Here is a 23,366-nt window from a genome sequence, read left to right on the forward strand (position 1 = left end):
TCTAATGCATTCATATCAAAGCTACTAAGTAAAAAATACCAATGGCTTACAGTTTTAATTCTAAAAATTTATAGGATTTCCATTGTGCTTTTATATAAAAACCAATAGAAATTTTGTAAACATAAATAGTTGAATGGTAGTTTCTTAGTGCAAATTGTAAAAACGAATTATTATGAAAACATTAAAAATTTTGATTCTCATTATTCTAACAGGAATGATAGGTTCTTGTAAAAACAATAATGATGGGTACAGCGACGAAATAGAAACTAACCAAAATCCGCTGGATACTGGTGCAGCGGCAAAAGACACTGCAAGAAGCATTAATGATAATGCCGTAAATGTCGAAGATCCGCAGAGCATGGGATCTGGCAATAGCGGATCTGCAGAGCATAGCAACGCTGGAACAGGTACAGGTCCCAGTGCGAGCGCAGAAGATGGCGCAACCTACACCAGCGAATCGGGTGTGCAAAAAGATAGCGTAAGATTGAAAAAAGACAGTATAAAGAAGAAAAAGAAATAACAGCATTATATAAGAAGTTTTGAAAATTGTGTAAAGAGTACATTTATATAAAGAGCTATTTTTATAAAAATTAAAATTTGATAATGTTCATTAAAAAATATAATTATGAAAACGCAAATAATAACTAAAATGGCTTTTTTGATTCTCCTAGCAGGATTAGCATTTTCTTGTAAAAAGAATGAAAGCACCACAATAGATTCGCATGAAAATGATAGCATTCAAAACACTATGGATACTGTTGGACCAGAAGTTGATACCATAGATATGGATACGACTTCTACCGTTAAGACCGATTCTATCAAGCGATAATTGTTTTATTATGCACAAAAAACAAAAAGCTGGATCTAAAGGATTCAGCTTTTTTTGATGTTGCATCAGAAAAGACTTTTACTATGTTTTTAGTTAAAAATCATTTTAAAGATTGCTTAAAGTGAATGCGTTTTTATTTATATTTGAGAAGGAATTTAACAAAATTGAGCGTATTTTGTAAATTAAGCAGCATTAGAAATTATTTCCACTCAGTAAGATAATGGAGTTAATAAATAATTTAGACCTTTTTAAAACTGTTTTTAATGCTGCGCCAAATGGTATTGCAGTTTTAAAACCTTTGCATAGCACTAAAAATACAATCGAAGATTTTTCAGTGCTGTTGCTAAATAACTACCTTATAAATTGGATCAATATCGAAGACTACAAGGGAAAGAGATTCAGTAAAGTTTTTTCTAAAATTGAAGGAAACACGATTCTCGAAAAGTGTATTGAAACCGCAGAAACCGGAATTACAGCCTATTTTGAGCAATGGCATAATGACGAAAGAGGAAAACAGTGCTTGAAATTTACTGTTGTTATGCAAGATGATTTATTGGTAATGACAATGGAGGATATTATCGAAAAGAAACATGCCGAAACCGAACTGAATACTGCTTTAATTGATGCGGAAAAACAAAAAAGGCTTTACAACTCTATAATAAATGGGACTCCCGATTTGGTCTATGTGTTTGATCTCGATTATAAGTTTACTTATGCCAATAAAGCCTTACTGACAATGTGGGGGAAATCGGCAGAGGATGCAATTGGGCGCGGCCTTCGAGAAAATGGATATGAAGATTGGCATGCCGAAATGCACGAAAGAGAAATAGACATTGTAGTTGCTGAAAAAAAATCCATTAGAGGAACTGTTTCTTTTCCGCATGCAGAATTAGGAAGAAGGATATACGATTATATTTTTGTTCCCGTTTTTAATGAAGACGGAAAAGTGGAACTTGTAGCAGGAACGACACGAGATATTACGGAAAGCAAACAAGCTGAAGAAAAATTGCAGCAGAGTGAAAACCGTTTTCGCAAAATGATCCATCAGACACCAGCCCCAACTTTAGTGCTACGAGGAGACGACTTGGTTATTGAGCAGATAAATAAACACATGCTTCAAATGATAGGACGTGGTGAAGAAATTATTGGTATGCGATTGATTGATGTGCTGCCGGAACTTGAAGGGCAATATGTTTGGGAGCAGGTTTTAAAGGTTTATAATGAAGGAATTCCTTTTGACCAAAGCGAGGTTCTTGTACCGCACAATCGAACGGGAGAATTAAAAAACTACTATTATAACTTGACCTATCGCCCATTAATTGAAGAAGATCAGATAACAGGAATGATTCAAGTAGCGGTTGATGTTACCGAACAAGTTGAAGCTCGCCAGAAAATGGAAAAAAGTGAAAACCGTTTTCGAGCTTTGGTCAACGCTTCATCTGATCTGGTTTACCGAATGGATTCTGATTGGATGGTAATGCATAGCCTTGAAGGAGGAGGAAGGCTTTCTGGAACTGGAGGGCAAAGTATCAATTGGCTGGATAAATTTGTACATCCTGGCGATTTGGAACAAGCAGTTCATCTTATTTCTAAATCTATAGTGGAGAAAAGCATTTTTGAAATGGAACACAGAATTATAAAAGAAGATGATTCTGTAAGATGGGTTTTGTCTAGAGTGGTTCCGATATTAGATGAAAAAGAAAAAATCGTAGAATGGTTTGGCGCCGCGAGTGATATTACTTCACAAAAAGAACTTCAAAATGTTATAGCAGAAAGCGAAGAGAAATTTAGACAGCTTGCCGATCTGGTGCCTCAAATTATCTGGACTGCTCGTCCTGACGGATTTATAGATTACTACAACAGCAGATGGTATGAATACACCAGTTTTAATGAATATGAATTTGGCGATTCCAGTTGGGTTCCAGCGCTCCATCCCGATGATGTTTATGATGTTTTAAGAACTTGGTATCAAAGCGTTCAAGCGGGGTCTTCTTACCAAATGGAATTTCGTTTAAAAAATGGAAGTACAGGCGAATACCGTTGGTTTTTGAGTAAAGCACTTCCTATTAGAGATAAAGAAGGCGTTATCACCAATTGGTTTGGTACCTGCACCGATATTCATGAACAGAAGTCGATTACCGAAAAGCTGGAAATTTTGGTGGCGGACCGTACCAAAGAACTCCAGCGTTCTAATGATGATTTACAGCAATTTGCTCATGTCGCTTCTCACGATTTAAAAGAGCCTGTTAGGAAAATAAAAACATTTGTAAGCCGTTTGGAAGACCATCTTGAAAATAAGCTCGACGAATCGGCAACGAGATATATTGAAAGAATCCATGTAGCGGCAGACCGCATGTTTACTATGATTGACGGTGTACTTGCCTATTCTAAAATCAATGCCGACTCGCAGAAAGCAACAATAGTTGATCTTAACGAAGTCATCAAAAATATAGAAACCGATCTGGAAATTTCACTACAAAGAACAGGCGGAAATATTTATTATCAAGGACTTCCTGTTATTGAAGGAGCTTCTGTGCTGCTTTATCAATTGTTTTATAATCTGATAAACAATTCGATTAAATTTGCTAAAGAAAATGTTCCGCCGCAGATTGCCATTAATGCAGAAGAAAAATTTGAAGACGGTAAAAGAATAGCTGTAATTACGGTACGAGACAACGGAATCGGATTTGACCCCGATCAGACGGGACGTATTTTTGAAACTTTTACCCGATTAAATTCTAAAGACCGTTATGAAGGAACTGGCTTAGGGTTGTCGCTTTGTAAAAAAATAGCGGAACGTCACGGAGGCAGCATTACAGCAAATGGAATTGTGGATAAAGGAGCTGTTTTTACAATTATGTTGCCATTTGAACAAACAGAAAAAGACATTTAAGCATGAGTAAGAAAATAATTTTATTAGCCGATGATGACAGGGACGACGCAGAAATGTTTTGCGAAGCGTTGGCTGATATAGATGAAAGTATTATTTGTCATTGTGCAGAAAATGGGGATCAAGCATTGAAAATGCTAAATAGTCATGATAAAATACCTGAAGTTGTCTTTTTAGATTTAAATATGCCTATTATGAATGGATGGGAATGTCTGAAACGATTAAAATCGGAAGAGCGTTATAAAGATATTCCGGTAATTATGATTTCTACTTCTTCACACAAAAATGATATGGAAGCTGCTGGCAACCTTGGTGCATTCTGTTATTTTGTGAAGCCAAATAATTTCAACGATCTAAAACAAGTGTTGGGACTGATTACCTCAAATCTTGAAAACGGATTAAAAGAACCGCTTTCCAATCTGGAAAAGAACCAATACCTGCATCTTTTTCTTTAGAATTTAAAAATACTTTTCAATTCAGATTTTAAAAACGTATGAATTTCTTTTATAAATAAGAATTTCAAAACAATGTATTTGTATTTTTTAATTATTTGATTATGAGTGCTTTGTTTTCTTCTTAAAAACGCTTTTTCAATTAATTTTAAAAAAACTCAACTTAAACTTGACTAATTCGGTAGAATTAATATATATTTGTATCGAAGAAAATTTATAACATGATACTTATCCAGAAAGACTGAGGGAATAGGCCCAATGAAGTCTTAGCAACCTGTTGCCGAATAAGGTGCTAAATCCTTCCGCTACAAGCGGGCAGATAAGAAAGATTTCTCCGTAAATCTGTTTAAGATCATCTAACCAAATCTTTATTAATATGAAAGCTGAATCAATTGTATATGTCGGTTATGAGCTCTTGAATTCCATTTTTGAAGAAAACGCCTTTGCTTTTTTCTAAATGCTAAAACAATAGTTTATTCTAGATTCTCTTTGTAAAATAAAATACTGCCAATGACTTCTGACATTGGCCTGAAATTCTTTTGTCTAATCTTAAAACTAAAAAAAAATGAAAAAAATACTATTAGGTTTCGCTTTATTTCTTGGAGCTCTTCAAACTCAGGCTCAGGAAAATAATTTACAATTGAAAGGAACGGTTGCCGATACTGTAACGCAATACGTTTACTTGCAAAAGTTTCACAATAAGATGTTTACCACGATTGATTCGGCAAAAGTAAAAGACGGTAATTTCAGTTTTAAAACGAAAGTAAAAACGCCAGATTTATACGGATTAAGCGTAAATACAGAAAGCTCGCCATTGTATATTTTTCTAGAAAAAAATCCGATTACAGTAAAACTGAGTCCGAAGAAATATTACACAACATCTGTGGTTGAAGGTTCTGCTTCTCAGGATTTGTTTGAAGCCTATAAAAAGAGCAAAGATGTAGAAATCAGTAAATTCATAACAGAAAATCCAAAATCTATTGTTTCTGCTTATGTATTGTACAGAAACTGGTCTTACAGATTAACACCTGAACAGATTACACAAAATATTGCTTTGCTAGATAAAAGTCTTCAAAGTACTACTTACGTGAAAGAATTAAAAGAACTGGCTATTGTTTTAGACGGATTATCGGTAGGTAAAAAAGCCCCAGATTTTACAGCCAATGATCCAGAAGGAAAGCCAGTTCGACTTTATGATAACTTAAAAGGCTATACTTTAATTGATTTTTGGGCTTCATGGTGCGGACCTTGCCGAAGAGAGAATCCAAATATTGTTGCGGCTTACAAAGAATTTCATGACAAAGGATTCAATATTGTCGCAATTTCTTTGGATAAAAAGAAAGAAAATTGGCTTAAAGGAATTAAAGACGATAATTTAACCTGGACGCATGTTTCTGATTTGCTTTTCTGGAACAGTGCAGTTGCCAAATTATATGGTGTAAGAGCCATTCCTGGAAATTATTTGGTGGATCCTAAAGGAGTAATCGTTGCGAAAAACCTGTATGGAGAAGAATTGCAATCTACATTGAAAAGACTTTTAGAAAATAAAATTTAAAAAAGAAAAGCGCAATCTTGTCTTTCAGATGAATGATAAGATTGATAAGAAATACAAAAAATACAATATTAGTTAATTTAAAATGACAAGGATATGAATGCTATTGAGCCAACAACAAAACCAACAGAACCTGAGTGTTACTTTTCTAAATTTAGAGAAAATACAGTAGGAATTGACCATACTTTCGAATCGGTTTACGGAGAACAGAATCTAGTTTATGCAGACTGGGTTGCCAGCGGAAGGTTATACGCCCCGATCGAAGATATCATGCTCAATAAAATTGGTCCCATGATTGCCAATACGCATTCACTTTCAAGTCAGACAGGAAAAACTTCTACTTACGCCTATCAGCATGCGAGAGATATTATTAAAAAATCGGTAAATGCCAGCCCATCAGACGTTTTGGTTACTACTGGGAGCGGTATGACGGCTGCTTTATCAAAATTGCAGCGTATCATGGCGCTTCGAACAAAAGCTGAAGAAGATAAACCAGTGGTTTTCATCACACACATGGAGCATCATTCCAATCAGGTTTCTTGGTATGAAACGAATGCAGAAGTGGTTATTCTGCCACCTGATGAAAATAATTTAGTCGATCCAAAAGCTCTTTCGTCAGCAATAAGAAAATATGCCGACAGAAGCTTAAAAATCGGTTCGTTTACAGCTTGTTCAAATGTTACAGGAATTATTACGCCTTATCACGAATTGGCCAAAATCATGCATCAAAACGGCGGACTTTGTTTTGTAGATTTTGCAGCTTCGGCGCCGTATGTTAAAATTGATATGCATCCAGAAGACCCAGAAGAACAATTGGATGCGATTTTCTTTTCTCCTCATAAATTTTTAGGCGGTCCTGGAACTTGCGGTATTTTGGTTTTTAATGAAAAATTATACCAATCTGATTTTCCTGATAATCCAGGTGGAGGAAATGTAAAATGGACCAATCCGTTAGGAAAATATTGTTACAGTGATGTGATAGAAGTAAGAGAAGATGGCGGAACTCCAGGATTTCTGCAGGTTATTAGAACGGCATTGGCTTTAGAATTGAAAGAGCAAATGGGAGTGGAGAACATCAAAAAAAGAGAAAAAGAATTGCTTGACCTTTGTTTTTCGAGACTTCAAAAAATACAAGGCTTGTCTATTTTAGGAGATTTGACCACTGAGCGAATCGGCTGTGTCTCGTTTGTAATTGAAGATATTCACTACAATCTGATTGTAAGACTTTTAAACGACCGTTTCGGAATTCAGGTTCGCGGTGGCTGGTCGTGTGCTAGTACTTATGCGCATTATTTGTTCAATATCAACGAAAAGAAATCGGCAGAGATTACAAACGAATTATTACAGCGAAATCAGACCAATAAACCGGGTTGGGTACGTTTGTCATTGCATCCAATTACAACCAATGAAGAGCTTTTGTATATCTGCGATGCCATTGAAAAAGTGGCTCATAATTATAAAAAGTGGAAAAAAGATTATGTATATAATTCGGTTTCAAATGAATTTGAAAATCCCGAAATTAAAGATACCATCGCAAGAGAAGTAAATGAATGGTTTAAGTTAGATTAGTTAGTAGTAAACCTAACAGGTTTTGAGAACCTGTTAGGTTTTTAGTATAAAGTCGAGATTCCGTTTGATAAAGATTTGGAAATGATAGTCCTAAAAAGAGAGCCACACTGATTAATGCACTAAACTCATACTTTGTAATACATCATTATTATTTCTGACAAAATTAGTTTTATTCTATATGATGAATACACTTTCGCCATGCATTCAATGGGCTATTTAATGGATGCTGTAAAAATTGAGATAAAATTATACGCCGATAATTACATTTTGATTTCTCTAAAATTGCAATGATCATCTGATTGTTGCAATTTTTTTTGCTTCAAAGCCTTAAAAATTGTTCCAATTTATAAAATGAAACAATTTTGAGTGTTTGTACTCTAAAGTCTCGAATAATAATTGTTTAAATTTATATCAAAATAATTATCGCAAAAGAACAATTTCAGATTTTACGCCGTGACTTTTTTATAGAAAGATTTCAAGTTTTACCGAAAGGTTTGTTGAAGAATATTGATTACAATTCCCAAAAATTAAAAATTAAATCAATATAATCGGATGTGTTATTGGCAATTAAGAGTTTCAAATTTAAAACATTTGACTCTTGTCTTATTGTGCTGCTACAACTTTATTTTTGCTCAGCAGGACACCAGCAGTCTTGCATCTGCAAAAAAAATAAGACTCGATGAAGCAATTTTATTAGGAATTAAAAATAACCGGCAATTAAAACTGGCAAATGCTGATTTGGCTATTGCTAACGAAAATGTCGGTCAGGCAAAAATTGCAAAAGCGCCAAGAATAAGTTTGAATGGCGGATACAACTACATCGGAGATCCTAAACTCTATGAAGGATTTTATGCCAGAAATGTCACCGTAGATTATTACGATCATCAGGCTTTTGCTAATATTATTTCTTCACTTCCAATTTACGCCGGAAATGCCATTAACACCAGAATTAATCAGCAGGAATTAATTAGTCAAATGCAGGAATCTGCTGTTCGAATGACTGAAGCAGACGTTAAAAATGCCATTACAGAACAATATTTCACTCTTGAAAAATTATATCGCCAAATTGAGGTTACGAAACAGAATATCATCAATACTGACATTCGAATAAATCAGCTGAAATCGCGTGTAAAAAACGGTCAGAATCTGACAAGTGACCTTTTGAGAACCGAACTGCAACAATCTAATTTTAAGGTTTCGGTTTTTAGAAGCACCAATACCATTCAGCTTATCAGCAATTATCTGGATATATTAATCGGTTTCCCAACCAATACAATTCTGAAACCTGAAGTGACAGAAAGTATGATTCCGACAGAAAATATGAACCTGCAAGAAAGTTTGGAAGAGGCTTTTCAAAACAGAGAAGAAATAAAAAGGGCAAGTATAAGAATCAAATTATCAGAATCTTCGCTGAGTTTGACCAAAAGCGGATTTAAACCCAATTTAAATGCAAACCTCATTCTGAATACAGAATATCCGGCTCAATGGCCCAATTATGTCAATATTCTGAATTACTGGGTAGCGGGACTTTCTTTAAACTGGGATATTTCGAGTTTTTATAATCTGAAACATCGGATAAATGGTGATAAACTGGAAATTGATAAAAGCAATATCGCTCTAGAAGTGACCAAAGATCAGATTACTACAGAAGTAAAAAATGCATTTGTCAGATATGCTGAAAGCAAAGAAAACATCAAAACCTACAAAAAAGATGTCGAGCTGTCAATGAGCAATTATAAAATTGTAAAAAGCCGATATGATAACGATTTTGCTTTAATCAGCGAGATTGTAGATGCAGAATTGCAGTTAAATAACTCCAGAATTTCACTTGTAAACGCCAATTTAGATTTAATCATTCAATATTACTCACTTCAATATGCAATGGGCAAACTTTAAAATTTCTTGTTATGAGCGAAGCAGATACACAAAAAGAGGCAGTTCAGAAAAGTGAAAAAAAGAGAAACAGCATTCTTACGCTACTGTCTTTTGTTTTTTTACTTGCAGGGGGGGGGTGGATTTTAAGTTTGTTCTTTGATTTCAGCTCTTACGAAACTACTAATAATGCTCAGGTAGAAGCTTACATCAATAATGTTGCGGCAAGAGCAACTGGCCATATAAAAGAAATCCGTTTTGAAGCCAATCAGCAGGTGCATAAAGGCGATACATTGGTTGTTTTAGACGATTCAGAATATATCATCAAAGTCAAACAAGCAGAAGCTGATTTGGCTATAGCCGAAGGAAATCTGCATTCGCTACAGCAAAATATAACCACTTCGATTTCTAATCAGGCTTCGGGAAAAGAAAAGCTGGCGGGAGATTTGGCGAGTTTAGAAAAAGCACAAAAAGATTATCAGCGTTTCAAGAATATGTATGCCGATTCGGCTGTGACGAGAAATCAATATGATCAGGTTATTTCCAAATTAAAATCGGAAGAAGCTTATGTAAAGGCTGGCAGAAAAGGTCTAGATGCCAGCAGTTCGATTACCAAACAAAGTTCGATTAATCTTGAAGCTGCCACAGCAACCGTTGCGAGAAAGAAAGCAGATCTTGATGCAGCAAAATTGCAGCTGTCTTATACGGTTATATTGGCTCCCGCTGATGGTTTTGTTGGCGAACGAAATTTGTCTATTGGCGAATTAATCAATGCCAATCAAACCATTGCTACAATCGTACTGACTGAAAAATTATGGATTTCAGCGAATTTTAAAGAAACTCAAATCGAAAAGATAAAGCAAGGACAAGAAGTGATCATTACAATTGATGCCTTAGACGGAAAAGAATTTAAAGGAAAAGTTGCTGGTTTTTCTCCAGCCACAGGAGCCAAATTCTCTATGGTTGAACCTGATAATTCGACTGGAAATTTTGTGAAAATCACACAGCGTATTCCAGTGAAAATTGAATTTGAAACTCCAACAAAAGAGCTTCAGGAAGTAAGACCAGGAATGAATGTAACAGTTGAAGTAAAAAAATAAGAGATGTTTGCAGGGAAAAAAAGGAGCGTTTTTACATTGGCAGGATTGTATATCCTGACGATTCCTTTTTTTAACGGACTCAATGTCACAACTTATGATAATTCGCAGATATTAGGACATTTCGGACCTTCTACCACGGCTTTTAGCTATGCGGTTTACATCCCGATTTTTGTTATGCTGGCTTTTTTGCCTTTAGGATTAAAACTAGGAAAACAGATTAAAGTTCGAACCATGATTTTATCCGTTTCATTTTTGTCTCTGTTGTTCAATACAGCATCCTTGTTTGCACCAACTATTGCTTGGTTTGTTTTATGCCGATCTCTTTTGGCAATGGTTTCGGTTATCGGAATATTTGCTTCGATGGTGCCTATTTTATTAAAATACAATCCTGCTTTAAATATGGCTTTGATGTATGGCATTTTTCAGTTTATACAAAAAGGAAGCCAGCATTTGTACCAATATTTAGGAGCGCATTTTGTGAGTTTTCATAACTGGACGTTTGGAATTTATTTCTTGAATGTCAACTTTTTAATCTGTATTCTTTTGGCTTGGTATTTTTACAGAGCCGATGTGGCGCCTCTCAAAACCAAATTTCAATTTGATTGGAAAGGCTGGATTATACTGATTCTATTTTTTACGATTATCCTTTTTTTATGTGCCGAAGGTCAGACCAGAAATTGGTTTAATGATCCTAAAATAACATTAGCTTCAGCAGTTTTGTTTATCGTGGCAGGAATCTATTTGCTTCATGTTCGTTTTACGGAAGAACCATTAATTAATCCCGATGTTTACAAATTTAAAAATGTGATTCCCGGTGCATTTTTAATGTTTTATATCGGAATAATGAATGGGACAGGAAGCGTTGTAACGGGCTATATGACCAATGTTTTAGGTTTTGATCCTGTTTTGGGAGCGGTAACGCATCTTTCACTTTTAATTGGATTATGTATTTCAATTCCGCTTTCGACTTATCTTTTATACAAACGCATTTATCTCGCTACGATTTGGGTCATTGGTTTTGCCTGTTATGGAATGTATCACATAATACTTTTTTTCAGATTTTATCCAGGAATTGATGCGTCCGATTTTTATCTGCCATTAATTTTTAAAGGGTTAGGAATGGGATTTCTTTTTCCTGTTTCGCTGCTTTACATTTCAGAGGGAATTCCTCCGTTTCTGAGCACATCGCGCATGATGACTGGAATTATTGCTCAGGCAGTTTTTGCTTCTTTGTTGGGAAGTGCTGTTTTAGGAACTTTTATTTCGAACATGAATGTGCAGCATAAAACTGGTCTGAGCCAACAGCTGAGTCCGATAAATAAACAAGCCGAAAATCAGCTGGAAAATTCGAAAAGGCAATTTTTATACATGGGATTATCAGATGCCGAAGCGCAGAAAAAAGCTGAGAAGAGTCTTTCTAATCAAACCTCGCAAGCCTCAATATTATTGGCTTATAAAGATATTTATCTCGTCATGTCAGCAGTCTGTTTTCTGCCCATTTTCATTATACTGATTTTCAAACTTTGGCGTAGACCAATTGGAAGAGTTGAAGTAGAGCCGATTCCGATTTGAAGATGAAAGATGAAAGATGAAAGATGAAAGATGAAAGATGAAAGATGAAAGATGAAAGAAGCAAGAGTAAAGAAGTAAGAGTAAAGAAGTAAGAACATAGATTTTTTCCGAGGTTTCGGGATTGGAATTTAATATTTGAAATTAACATTATGATAGTAAAAAAAGATCGTTTTTTATACCACTTTTGGACTCAAGAAAAAGGGCTCAGGGGTATGTTGATATTGCTGTTTATCATGCATTTCATTATCATTCCTTTTTTCGGCAGTTATACACGCTTTGTGGTTGCTGTTAATATATTTTGGATGCTGTTTCTCTTTGCTGGAATTTTGGCATTATCCAAACATAAAAAACAGGCTCTAATTATTTCAATAATTCCATTTTTATTCATTGTAACACAATGGATTAATTATTTTGAACATAATATTTTTATTCTCTTTGCCGACCTTATTCTTTCTATTGCCATCATGCTTCTGCTAATTACTTTGGTTTTAATAAAAGTTCTAGAACCTGGTCCAGTCACTACTTACCGCATTGTGGGTTCGATTGTAGTTTACATGCTGTTGGTTCATTTTTGGTCAACCCTTTATTTATTTCTTTTTGAACATATTGAAGGTGCTTTTCAGATAACCGAATCGAAATTTACAAGCAATAGCGATTTGGCTAGTTTTATGTATTTCAGTTATATCTGTATCACTTCAACAGGTTTTGGGGAAATAGTGCCTCTTCATCCTTTGGCTCGATCCCTAGTTCAGATTGAAGTGCTTACGGGCGTTTTGTATCCAGTAATCTTAATTGGAAGGTTGGTTTCAGATGCCAATTTCTCTATTAATAAGACTGAGAAGTAATAAAGAATAAAGAATAAAGAAGTCAGAGTACGGATTTATAGAGAGAATTCATTCACCATTAACAATTCACAATTATAACCATTCACCATTAAAAACAATAATCATGAAAACAACTTATTCGAATAAAAAGAAAGAACTCTTTGATACTATTTTGCAGTTATTTTTCATATTTCTCCTTGTCGGGTTTTGTCTTAAATTGCTGTTGCCTTTTTTTATGCCTATCCTTTGGGCTATAATACTGTCTGTTGTATTTTATCCATTGTTTAATTCATTGCAGCGAATATTAAAAGGACGTAAAGCATTGGCATCGGTTGTCATTACTATTTTGATTATTGCCATTATGGTGGTGCCTCTTATTTATTTCCTGAAAGCGGCGACTGGCAATTTTTTGGAACTGAAGGACAGCTTTGAAGCAGGAACGCTTAAAATTAGTCCGCCAGGGCCTTCTATAAAGGAATGGCCGATAATTGGTAAGCCTCTTTACGAATTTTTGCTGACGATGTCAACAGATTTGGAACAAGGTGTTGTTAAATATCAAGATCAGATTAGAGAATTGTCATCTAAAATTATGGCAAGTATTTTGAGTTCTGGTGCTGCATTTCTTCAATTTATACTTTCGGTTATTATTGCTGGAGTTTTATTAGTATCGCCAGGAGGTAAAGCTTTCTTCATGAAATTCCTTAAAAAAATTGCAGGAAGTGAAGCTGAAGAAATTATGACAATTTCTGTTTCAACAATTTATCAAGTGGTTAAAGGCATTTTGGGTGTTGCCGTTATTCAGACTCTGATCCAGGCCATCGGATTATTTATGGCTGATATCCCTTATGCGGGAATATTGACCTTGATTTGTTTGATATTTTCTATTTTACAGATTGGACCCATTATAATTAATATTGGAGTTATTATCTATCTTTTTTCAACAGGAGATTCTGGCCATGCTGTTTTTTGGACTGTGTTTTTTATCATCAGCGGACTTTCAGATAATGTTTTAAAGCCGCTTCTATTAGGTAAAGGAGCGCTTGTGCCAATGCTTGTAATTTTTCTGGGTGTAATTGGCGGTTTCATCATGTCAGGTTTCATCGGATTATTTGTCGGACCAATTGTGTTTTCAATAGGATATAAATTATTTGTAGCATGGTTAGATGATAATCCCGAGCCCGTTGAAGAACCTGCAGACGATATTGAAATTGTCTAAATTGTTGATGGTTGATTGTTGATGGTTAGCTACGAATTGTCAATCGTTGCTATGTTTTTGCATAGCCCCTAGTTTCAACTAGGGGTTTTCGGAATCGAATATCGTTATTATTTAAACTAAAGCCTTTTTTGTGCAAATTTTGTGTATATCCCTAAAGATGGAGGCAATTGATTATTTAGAAAGTTTTACACTTGAATTAACAATTCACAATTTATAATTCACAATTAAAAGAAGTATTTTTGCAGGATTATAATTCCAGCAAATGAAACGTTCCGGCACGGCAGATCTTCCTTTACATTATGGACATGTTCCATTATGGCTTGCTGAGCGAATGTCTAAACTTGGTTTTGCCATTGTGGAAACCATTGCTATGGAATTTTCTACTGCTGAAGTTATTAGCAAATTAAGCAATCCGTTTTGGTTTCAGAGTTTTGGAGTTGTAATGGGAATGGATTGGCATTCGTCAGGAATTACAACTTCGGTGCTTGGAGCTTTGAAAAAATCGGTTAATCCGCACTCAAAAGAGTTGGGAATTTATATTTGTGGAGGAAAAGGAAAACATTCTATGGCAACGCCACAAGAACTCTTATTTGTGGGAGAAAAAACAGGCCTCGATGGAATCAATCTTGCCAGCTGCAGCCGACTTACGGCAAAAGTGGACAATACCGCCATTCAAGACGGATTTCAATTGTATCAGCATAATTTTATTGTCGATAATAAAGGACAATGGGCTGTTATCCAGCAGGGAATGAATCCGAATTCTAGAACTGCCAGAAGATATCATTGGCATTCGCAAGATTTAAAATCTTTTATCAACGAACCGCACACGTTTATTTATGGCGAAAACCAGGGTTCGATTTTAAATCTTACAGCCAATGCCGCAACAAAATCTCGCGAAGGTATTTTAGAATTGGTAAAAGAATCGCCAGTTAAAATCATAAAAGAAATGCAGCATCTTTCTATGCCCGTGCACCATGATGTGAGAATGGAAGATGTGAATATGAAAAGATTGGGCGCCATGCTTTGGGCTACGCATGAAAATAAGCCCGAAGATTTTGAAGAACTGTTGCTCTTAAAAGGAATGGGGCCGAGGGCTTTGCAATCTTTAGCTTTGGTAAGCGAAATCATTTATGGAACTCCAACACGATTTGAAGATCCAGCACGTTTTTCATTTGCTCATGGCGGAAAGGACGGACATCCGTTTCCTGTTCCCGTTAAAATCTACGATGAAACTATCGATACGTTGCAGAGAGCGATTAATCGCGCCAAAATCGGAAATAGCGATAAATTGAGTGCCATTCAAAAACTATCTGAGATTTCGCGGAAAGCAGAAGAAAGTTTTACGCCAAATTCTAATTTTGATGCTCTTATCCAGAGAGAAAGAGAGGAATCTTATAAATATGGCGGAAAAACCGTTTTTGGCGATGCAAAACCTCCTAAAAAGAAACCTATAAACCCAAACAATCAGCTGGAATTATTCTAAAAATTATAATTTTCTATCAGCCTTTAGTTATATAAAAATCCAATAATGTCACAAAACGAAAAATCAATTTATACTTTACAATTCATTTTACTTTGTTTGAGTTCTTTATTATTTTCATCAAGTTTTAATATGATGATTCCTGAACTTCCTAATTATTTAAGCAGTCTTGGAGGAGCAGAATACAAAGGGCTTATTATCTCATTGTTTACATTAACAGCTGCGATTTCGAGACCTTTCAGCGGTAAGCTTACCGATAAATGGGGGCGTGTTCCAGTTATGGCTATTGGTTCTTCTGTATGTGTGGTATGCGGATTTTTGTATCCTATTTTGAGTTCTGTTTCGGGATTTTTGTTGTTGCGTTTGGTTCATGGTTTTTCAACAGGATTTAAACCAACCTCGACATCGGCTTATGTGGCAGATATTATTCCACAGCACAGATGGGGAGAAGCTCTCGGAATGCACGGATTATGTTTTAGCATCGGAGGAGCATTGGGTCCTGCACTGGGGAGTATGATTGTGAATAATTATGGCATTAATGTGATGTTTTACACTTCGTCATTTTTGGCTTTCTTTTCAATTATAATCGTAATGAACATGAAAGAAACTCTTAAGTCGAAAGAAAAATTGAACAGATCAATGTTCATTATAGGAAGAAACGATATTGTAGATAAAAATGTGTTTCCTGCGGGAATTATTACTTTTCTTTCGTACACTGCTTTCGGACTTATTTTAACCTTAATTCCAGATTGGAGTGAGCATTTGGGAGCGACAAATAAAGGTATATTTTTTACAGCTTTTACGGTAGCTTCGGTTATGGTGCGTTTTGGGGCAGGAAAAGTTTCAGATAGACATGGCCGACCAAAAGTGATCATGGCTGGATTAATCATAACTTCGATTGCTCTTTTTATAATTAGTTCGGGAAGAGATATTGAGATGTTATTGATTGGAGCTGGAATTTATGGAGTTGGGACTGGTATTTTGTCTCCAGCAATTAGCGCATGGACCATAGATATGAGCAATCCTGAACATAGAGGGAAAGCGGTTGCCACTATGTATATTTCGATGGAACTCGGAATTGGATTAGGAGCGCTTTTGGGTGGAACTTATTATAATGATCAAATCAATCGCATACCGCAAATTATTAGATTTGATATATTGGTGCTAATTTTAGGAATTGTATATCTTACTTATTGGGCGAAAAATAGAAAGAGAATTAAAGTATGATTTTAGTTGACCTTATTCTTTTCGAATATTTAAATGCACTTTAAAATTGCCGTAATAAGGATTTTCGGCCATTAAAGAATGGCCAATTATCAAAATATGAGTTCCTTTTTGTTGAAGCGGGATTTTCAAGTCCATTCCAAAAGGGCCATCTGAAGTTTTATCAGGAAAAATAATTTGATTAAATCGGATGTTTCCTTTTCCTGCATCTGGAACAATTTGAGCGTTTAATTCACCCAAAACTTCATTTTTGAATTGAACATACACTTTTGAATTCAGAGAATCTAAATGGCCTTCAGCTGAAAACACATTTTCTTCATTTTTGAAATTCATAGCAATAGTATCGCCTATTTGTTTATTTTCCTGCTTTTCTTTTTGAACAACAGGTTTTGTAGCGTCAGCAGCAGTTTTATTATTTTCCTTCTGCTGACATGAAAAACAGAAAATTGAAATTAGAAGTATATACCAATTTTTCATAGTGCTATTTTTAGTTCATCATTTCAAAGCTTCCTGGTTTTTCTTCGTTCTCATCATATTCTCCTGCAAGATTATCATTTAAATCTTCTTCTTCTTCCCAGTCATTTTCGTCATATTCCGAGTCGAAATCATATTCAAGATTATCTTCCAATTCTCCTAGTTCTAGATTGTAGTGATTAGAAGCTGTCAGCCTATTGTTATAATCGCCTTCTAGATAATCATCATAATTTAATAATAGCTGTTCCTCGTAAGAATTCATTTCTAATCCAAATTCGTCTGACATGTAATTTTCTGATCTCATATTAAATAAGTTTTAAAGAATAATTGTATCTAATTCTGTATTAGATTATTCTAAAATTACATTCTAACACGGCTAATTGTTTTATATAATTTTCTAACAGTCTTATCAAATTTTCATTTAACCAAAAAAAGGCAAGGGCAAGAAGATTGAAAAAATACAAATTGGTTCTTTTTCCAACTATAATTCTGGCTATTCAATATTATTAAGATTAATCATATTGATATTAAAAAAAATGCTTTACGAAATCCTTTGCGCTTGTTTTAACTGCATCATCTTTTGGTTTTTAACACTAAAAATGTTTAATATTGTGTTTTTGATCCTCACTTTTTATTGTTAAATGTCTGTTTACCGCAAATATGCTGATCATATTTTATTGAATCTTCTTAAGGAAGATGATCAATTAGCGTATACAGAAATTTTTGAGAGATATTCCAGACTTTTAGTAAATCATGCTTACAAAATGATTGGGAATCAGGATGAATCAAATGACGTTGTTCAAGAAGTGTTCTTATTTATTTGGAACAAACGCCATGAGCTGGAAATTACGGGTTCTCTATCTTCTTATTTGTACAAAGCAACAAAAAACAAAATCCTTAATCATATTGCTCACGAAAAAGTAGTTTCGCGTTATGCTGATTCGATTTCGAATTTTATAGAAAGCGATTATGTTTTTGCTGATTCTAAACTCAGAGAAAAAGAATTAGAAGCAATTATTGAAAGCGAAATAGCCTTACTTCCTGAAAAAATGCGTGAAGTTTTTCTTTTAAGAAAAGTAGAAGAACTTTCGTATGATGAAATTGCCTTACAATTAAATATAACCGACAAAACAGCTAAACAGCAAGTTTATAATTCGCTGAAAATTCTTCGTGGAAAACTAAAATCGGCCCTAAATGTTTTCATTTGGTAATTTTTTCTTGTTCTTTTTGTTAAAATTTAAAACAAAATTTACTTCTAATAACCTCATTAATAAAGAGAAACTAACGTTTTGATGAATTTATTAATGATAAATTAATATTTTTTTTGATTTTCATCTATGACAAAACCCATTTCTAACTGTCTTACTATAAAACGAGACAAAATTTCGTGTTGTAATTATGAATGAAACTGAATTTCTAGAACTGCTTAAAAAATATCAAAATGGCACTTTATCTCATGAAGATAAGGACAGACTTGATGCGTGGTATTTACATAAAGCTTCAAATAGCAGGAGACAGCTTAGCGAGTACGAATTGGCAGATAGTTACGAACATTTGAAATCGAGGCTTCCGTTGGCTCAAAAAACAAAAGTGATTAATATTTGGCCGCGAGTTGCCGCTGCAGCATCAATTATTGTGCTGTTAGGCGCTGGAATATTCTATTTTGTAAAATCGGAAACGGCAGCAAAACAAGAAAATATTCAGATTGTCGAAAAGGCAAAAGAAATTGCTCCAGGTGGAAACAGAGGGATTTTGACGCTTTCTAACGGAAAACAGATTATACTTTCTGATATTTCTTCGAAAGATATCATTGCTAAAGAAGATCAAGATGAGGTAACTATAAAAATGGATGCCAATGGAGTGATTACCTATGTTATAAATCCAGATGCGGATACTTCAAAAGAAAATGGCAATTCATTTAATACACTTTCTACGCCAACTGGAGGGCAATATAATATTGTATTAGCAGACGGGACAAAGGTATTCCTGAATGCCGTTTCGTCTATCAAATATCCAACTCAGTTTAACAGAGATCAAAGAGTCGTAGAATTGGAAGGAGAAGCTTATTTTGAAGTTGCTAAAGATAAAAGCAAACCTTTTATAGTAAAATCTGATAAACAGACCATTGAGGTTTTAGGAACACATTTTAATGTTCATGCCTATAATAATGAAGCAGCTGTAAAAACTACATTATTAGAAGGAAGTGTTGCGGTTTCTTCTAAAAATCAGAAAGCAATTTTAAAACCGGGCCAGCAGTCTAATATAAGTGATAATGCTAAAATTGCTATTAGAGAAGTTGATACAGAAGCGGCAATAGCTTGGAAAAATGGCCGATTTAAATTTGATAATGCTGATTTGAAATCGGTAATGAAACAGCTGGAACGCTGGTACGGAATTAAAGTAGAATACCGCGGTGATGTCTCAGACGTGAGATTTACCGGTGGTACTTTTAGAAATAAAAATTTGTCTGAAGTATTAAAAGTGCTTGAGCTTAGCAATATAAAATTTAAGGTCGAAGGAAAAACGATTACCGTCTATCCGTAAGTCTTTTATTTAACCGATTATATTGAGTTTATAAACTAAAAAACCAGAGGCAGTTGCGATGCTTCTGGTTGTTTAAAAAGTTTATAGCCAATATAAGTTGTCCACTATTGTTTAACTATAACCAATGTAAATGTATGAAATTAAATTTACAACCAAAAAAACCTTACAAAAAACTTAAAAAAAAGATTCCAAAAGTTAGTTTTCTGGCTTTATTAAGTCTTCTGTTTACTTTGTTTTGCAGTTATAAGAGCCAAGCTCAGACTATTACTGTCAATTTTAAAGACGCATCGCTTGAGACGGTATTAAAAGAAGTGGCCAAACAAGCTAATTATGAAGTTTTTTACACTCAAAAACTGCTTAAAGATGCTAAACCTGTTACGATTAATGTAAAGAATTCTTCATTGAAGGAAACTTTAAATCGGATTTTCAGCGGTCAGAATTTAAAGTTCAATCTTGCGAACCAAACTATAGTAGTGACTGGTTCAAAGGATAAAGCCGAGAACTTGGGAAACGAACTGATCGATATACGAGGAAAAGTACTAAACAATAAAAATGAACCTTTTCCGGGAGTAACAGTTACGGTTTCTGGAACTAACAGAGTAAGCATAACCGATTTTGATGGTAGTTTTTCTTTTGATAAAGTTTCATCAAGTGCTGTTCTTGAATGTTCTGGACTAACTATTGAGAATAAATCTTTTGGGATTGCAGGACGCACAGAATTAACACTCATTGTTGAAGACAAAGTAGCTGCCATGAAAGAAGTTGTGGTAACGGGTTTTCAGACCATTGCCAGAAGTAATTTTACTGGTGCTATTGGTAAGGTTGATGAAAAGGTGTTAAACGAAAATATTAATGGCAATTTATCGAGTGCCCTTGAAGGCCGTGTCGCTGGTTTGATGTTTCAAAAAAATCCAAACGGACTTGGATCTGATCAGCCTATATTAAGAGGTATCGGTACTTTTTCTGCAGATGTGGGTTATAGTCCACTTGTAGTAATAGATGGTCTACCAACAGAATTGACATTGGATGAAATTAATCCGTATGATATTGAAAGTGTAGATGTTCTAAAAGATGCAGCAGCAGCTTCTATCTATGGTTCAAGAGCGGCAAATGGTATTATTGTATTAACTACCAAAAAAGGAAATGGTAAGTTGAAAGTGACGGTAAACTCAGATTTCTTTATTTCAGATAAACCAAATTTGAGAGATATGAACTATGCCTCAACAAGTGAATTGATTGATTTTGAGCAGGCGGTTTATAATAGAGAAAGAGCCAGATTTGCTGACACTGCAACCATGTTTAGCAGTTATGGAGATATTGGAAACAGCAGTACAAAATATTACAGTCCTCTTTATCAATTAAACAGAAATCTGGAAGAGGGAAAAATCGATAATGCCACTTATAACAGTACTCTTGCACAATGGAGAAAGAATGATTACAATAAAGATTATCGCGATAATGTTTGGCAAAATGAATTTAGACAGCGTTACAATATTGCATTTTCGGGAAGCACAAGCAAACAGAATACGTATGTGTCTCTTAATTATGATGAATCTAAAAATCGTATAAAATATAATACTGGACGTGCATTCAATCTTTACGCAAAAAGTAGTTTCCAGATAAATAATTGGTTAAATGCAACATTTGGAGTAAATGGAACCTACAGTAATGATGATGTTACAGAATATGATCTTGGCAATTACGACATTCAAAAACGATACGAACGTATTACAGATGATAACGGAAATTTAGTGCAATCTTCATTTGCATCAATTAAAGATGGATTTACCTCTAGCGGCGCTCTTAATCCGGCTATGGTTGAAAAACTTGCAGGTTTAAGCGGTTTTAAATCTTTTAATTTTAATGTTTTAGATGCGCTTAAAGAAGGTATTGAGGAGCAAAATTCATTAAGCCTAAGAACTTTCGCTAACGTAAAAGCTAAATTATGGAAAGGTCTAAGCTTTAATACACAATTTCAATATGAAGTAAGAAAAAATGATAGAGAACAATATCATGATGTCAATTCTTATAGAATGCGTTATGCTATCAATGCATTAACGGGCTATAATCCGACAACAAATGCATACACTTACGTTGATGGCTTTTCTACAGGAGGAAGATACAAACAGGCAAGCAGTCAGGCAAGTAATTATTCTTTTAGAAATCAATTAGATTTTAATCAAGAGTTTGCAGAAGGCAAGCACTCAGTTAATGCATTAGTTGGTACAGAAATGCGCGAAACTTTTGTTCCAAGAAGCATAGAACAGCTTCGATATGGGTATGATCCTGTTACGCTTACCTCTGCAGTATTAAACAATCTTGCACTTAGCCAAACGGGAGTTTCTAGTTATATTTTTGGGAGTAACAGAACACTTTCAGCGTTAGGCAGAACACAGCAAGAAATCCTTCACCGTTACTTTTCTATTTTTAGTACTGCCAGTTATACTTATTTATCAAAATACAACCTTACAGGAAGTTACCGAGTAGATAGAGCAGATTTGTTTGGAGTTGATCCAAAATATAAAAACCGTCCATTATGGTCCGTAGGTTTAGGCTGGAATATCAGCAATGAAGATTTTATGAAAGAGGTTAAATGGGTAAGTATGTTAAAATTGAGATCAACTTATGGTATAAACGGAAATGTTGATCAAAATACAACACCTTATATTACTGCTACAAGAAGAAACGATAACCTGTATCAATCTTTACAATATACAAATATTACGGCTCAGCCAAATCCGATGTTAAGATGGGAAAAAACACAAAGTACCAATATTGGTGTAGATTATAGCTTATTTAGAGCTAAATTAAACGGTACGATTGATGTTTATCACAAATACAGCAGTGATTTATTGGCAACTACAGATCTTGATCCTACTGTTGGTGCTTTGTCGAGAAAAATCAATGCAGGAGCTCTATTAAATAAAGGTATAGAATTTAGTATTGGTTCTGAATGGTATAATAACGGTAATTTCCGCATTAATTCTAATTTAGTTTTTGCCCACAACAAGACAACCGTTAAAAAAGTAACAAGAGCAGAATCGACAGCATCGGTATATGTTTCTTCGCCAACCAATTTTTTTCTAGAAAATGAATTATTTAATAGCATGTATGCTTACCAATACGGAGGAACAGTAAATGGTTATCCTTACGTTTTGGATGAAAACGGAAATCCTTCTATAACTTTTGATGAAAACGGGAATCCAGTTTCAACAAGTATAAAAACAATTACCAATGCAGATGCCTTAGTAAATGTGGGGACTTTAATGCCAACTTACACAGGTTCATTATCTCAGCGTTTTTCGTATAAACAATTCGATTTAAATTTCTTGTTTGTTTTCTCGGGAGGAAATGTAATGCGTAAAGAAACCTTAGATATGAGTTCTGATGCCGTAAATCTTTCTGGTATCACAGATCGTTATACTGACACAAATAGAAATGACAATACTCGTTTGTATGTTGATTTTGCCGAAAATATTAGAAATTATGCAGGAACAATAAGCAGCCAATGGAGAAACTCAACAGCAAATGTTGTAGATGGCGATTATATTAAATTGAGAAATATTTCTTTGGCTTATAATCTTCCTAAAGCTTTTGCAACTAAAATAAAGATGGCGTCTGCAAAATTTACTTTTCAAATGAATAATATTTGGTATTGGAGTGCAGCTGGTAATCGTATTGATCCAGAGGTTTATAGCCTAAATTCTGGTACGCGTAATTTACCATTGCCAAAAACGTATTTACTAGGTCTTAATCTTACTCTTTAAA

At 34.6% G+C, this 23,366-nt stretch carries 18 protein-coding genes and 1 riboswitch; of the genes, 16 read left to right on the top strand and 2 right to left on the bottom strand.

Annotated features, from left to right (window positions below; all coding sequences use genetic code 11):
• Nucleotides 1–172 precede the first annotated feature (172 nt).
• The 13 genes from BB050_RS13735 (at nt 173) to BB050_RS13795 (ending at nt 16,583) form a co-directional block, all read left to right on the top strand.
• On the top strand, nt 173–520 hold the full coding sequence (locus BB050_RS13735; RefSeq protein ID WP_066033928.1) for a hypothetical protein: 348 nt from the start codon (nt 173–175) through the stop codon (nt 518–520).
• Nucleotides 521–625: 105 nt separating this feature from the next.
• Nucleotides 626–829, top strand: a complete 204-nt coding sequence (locus BB050_RS13740) for a hypothetical protein (protein ID WP_066033929.1) — start codon at nt 626–628, stop codon at nt 827–829.
• Nucleotides 830–1,049: 220 nt separating this feature from the next.
• Nucleotides 1,050–3,722: a PAS domain-containing sensor histidine kinase gene (locus BB050_RS13745; RefSeq protein ID WP_066033930.1), complete on the top strand. Its 2,673-nt coding sequence runs from the start codon at nt 1,050–1,052 to the stop codon at nt 3,720–3,722.
• A 2-nt stretch (nt 3,723–3,724) separates the two neighbouring features.
• Entirely contained in the window at nt 3,725–4,174 is a 450-nt protein-coding gene (locus BB050_RS13750) for a response regulator (protein ID WP_066033931.1), read from the top strand.
• A gap of 222 nt (nt 4,175–4,396) precedes the next feature.
• A riboswitch (SAM riboswitch) is annotated at nt 4,397–4,497 on the top strand.
• Between the two features lie 239 nt (nt 4,498–4,736).
• Nucleotides 4,737–5,726: a TlpA disulfide reductase family protein gene (locus BB050_RS13755; RefSeq protein WP_066033932.1), complete on the top strand. Its 990-nt coding sequence runs from the start codon at nt 4,737–4,739 to the stop codon at nt 5,724–5,726.
• A 93-nt stretch (nt 5,727–5,819) separates the two neighbouring features.
• Entirely contained in the window at nt 5,820–7,292 is a 1,473-nt protein-coding gene (locus BB050_RS13760; protein ID WP_066033933.1) for an aminotransferase class V-fold PLP-dependent enzyme, read from the top strand.
• Nucleotides 7,293–7,883: 591 nt separating this feature from the next.
• On the top strand, nt 7,884–9,188 hold the full coding sequence (locus BB050_RS13765) for a TolC family protein (RefSeq protein ID WP_164085587.1): 1,305 nt from the start codon (nt 7,884–7,886) through the stop codon (nt 9,186–9,188).
• Between the two features lie 11 nt (nt 9,189–9,199).
• Nucleotides 9,200–10,264, top strand: coding sequence for an HlyD family secretion protein (locus BB050_RS13770; protein ID WP_066033935.1), 1,065 nt, complete (start codon nt 9,200–9,202; stop codon nt 10,262–10,264).
• Nucleotides 10,265–10,267: 3 nt separating this feature from the next.
• Nucleotides 10,268–11,836, top strand: a complete 1,569-nt coding sequence (locus BB050_RS13775; RefSeq protein WP_066033936.1) for an MFS transporter — start codon at nt 10,268–10,270, stop codon at nt 11,834–11,836.
• Between the two features lie 149 nt (nt 11,837–11,985).
• Nucleotides 11,986–12,681 carry an ion channel gene (locus tag BB050_RS13780; protein ID WP_066033937.1) on the top strand — a complete coding sequence of 232 codons (696 nt, stop codon included), beginning with the start codon at nt 11,986–11,988 and terminating at the stop codon, nt 12,679–12,681.
• A 103-nt stretch (nt 12,682–12,784) separates the two neighbouring features.
• Complete coding sequence (locus BB050_RS13785; RefSeq protein ID WP_066033938.1) at nt 12,785–13,876, top strand: AI-2E family transporter; 1,092 nt, start codon at nt 12,785–12,787, stop codon at nt 13,874–13,876.
• Nucleotides 13,877–14,138: 262 nt separating this feature from the next.
• The gene (locus BB050_RS13790; RefSeq protein WP_066033939.1) at nt 14,139–15,359 is read left to right on the top strand and encodes a DUF763 domain-containing protein; all 1,221 of its coding nucleotides are present in this window, start codon (nt 14,139–14,141) and stop codon (nt 15,357–15,359) included.
• A gap of 45 nt (nt 15,360–15,404) precedes the next feature.
• Entirely contained in the window at nt 15,405–16,583 is a 1,179-nt protein-coding gene (locus BB050_RS13795) for an MFS transporter (RefSeq protein WP_066033940.1), read from the top strand.
• Nucleotides 16,584–16,595: 12 nt separating this feature from the next.
• Here the strand turns inward: BB050_RS13795 and BB050_RS13800 are convergent, their stop codons facing one another.
• Both BB050_RS13800 and BB050_RS13805 read right to left on the bottom strand, forming a co-directional pair.
• Nucleotides 16,596–17,057 (bottom strand): hypothetical protein, encoded by a 462-nt coding sequence (locus BB050_RS13800; protein ID WP_066033941.1) that lies wholly within the window; start codon nt 17,055–17,057, stop codon nt 16,596–16,598.
• A gap of 10 nt (nt 17,058–17,067) precedes the next feature.
• Nucleotides 17,068–17,358: a hypothetical protein gene (locus BB050_RS13805; protein ID WP_008468434.1), complete on the bottom strand. Its 291-nt coding sequence runs from the start codon at nt 17,356–17,358 to the stop codon at nt 17,068–17,070.
• A gap of 337 nt (nt 17,359–17,695) precedes the next feature.
• On the opposite strand from BB050_RS13805, the gene BB050_RS13810 reads away from it, so the two are divergent.
• The 3 genes from BB050_RS13810 (at nt 17,696) to BB050_RS13820 (ending at nt 23,365) form a co-directional block, all read left to right on the top strand.
• The gene (locus BB050_RS13810; RefSeq protein ID WP_066033942.1) at nt 17,696–18,265 is read left to right on the top strand and encodes an RNA polymerase sigma factor; all 570 of its coding nucleotides are present in this window, start codon (nt 17,696–17,698) and stop codon (nt 18,263–18,265) included.
• A 187-nt stretch (nt 18,266–18,452) separates the two neighbouring features.
• Nucleotides 18,453–19,598 (top strand): FecR family protein, encoded by a 1,146-nt coding sequence (locus BB050_RS13815; protein WP_066033943.1) that lies wholly within the window; start codon nt 18,453–18,455, stop codon nt 19,596–19,598.
• Nucleotides 19,599–19,732: 134 nt separating this feature from the next.
• Nucleotides 19,733–23,365 (top strand): SusC/RagA family TonB-linked outer membrane protein, encoded by a 3,633-nt coding sequence (locus BB050_RS13820; protein ID WP_083219843.1) that lies wholly within the window; start codon nt 19,733–19,735, stop codon nt 23,363–23,365.
• Nucleotide 23,366 lies beyond the last annotated feature (1 nt).

This window comes from Flavobacterium anhuiense, from assembly GCF_001705175.1.
Taxonomy (GTDB): domain Bacteria; phylum Bacteroidota; class Bacteroidia; order Flavobacteriales; family Flavobacteriaceae; genus Flavobacterium; species Flavobacterium anhuiense.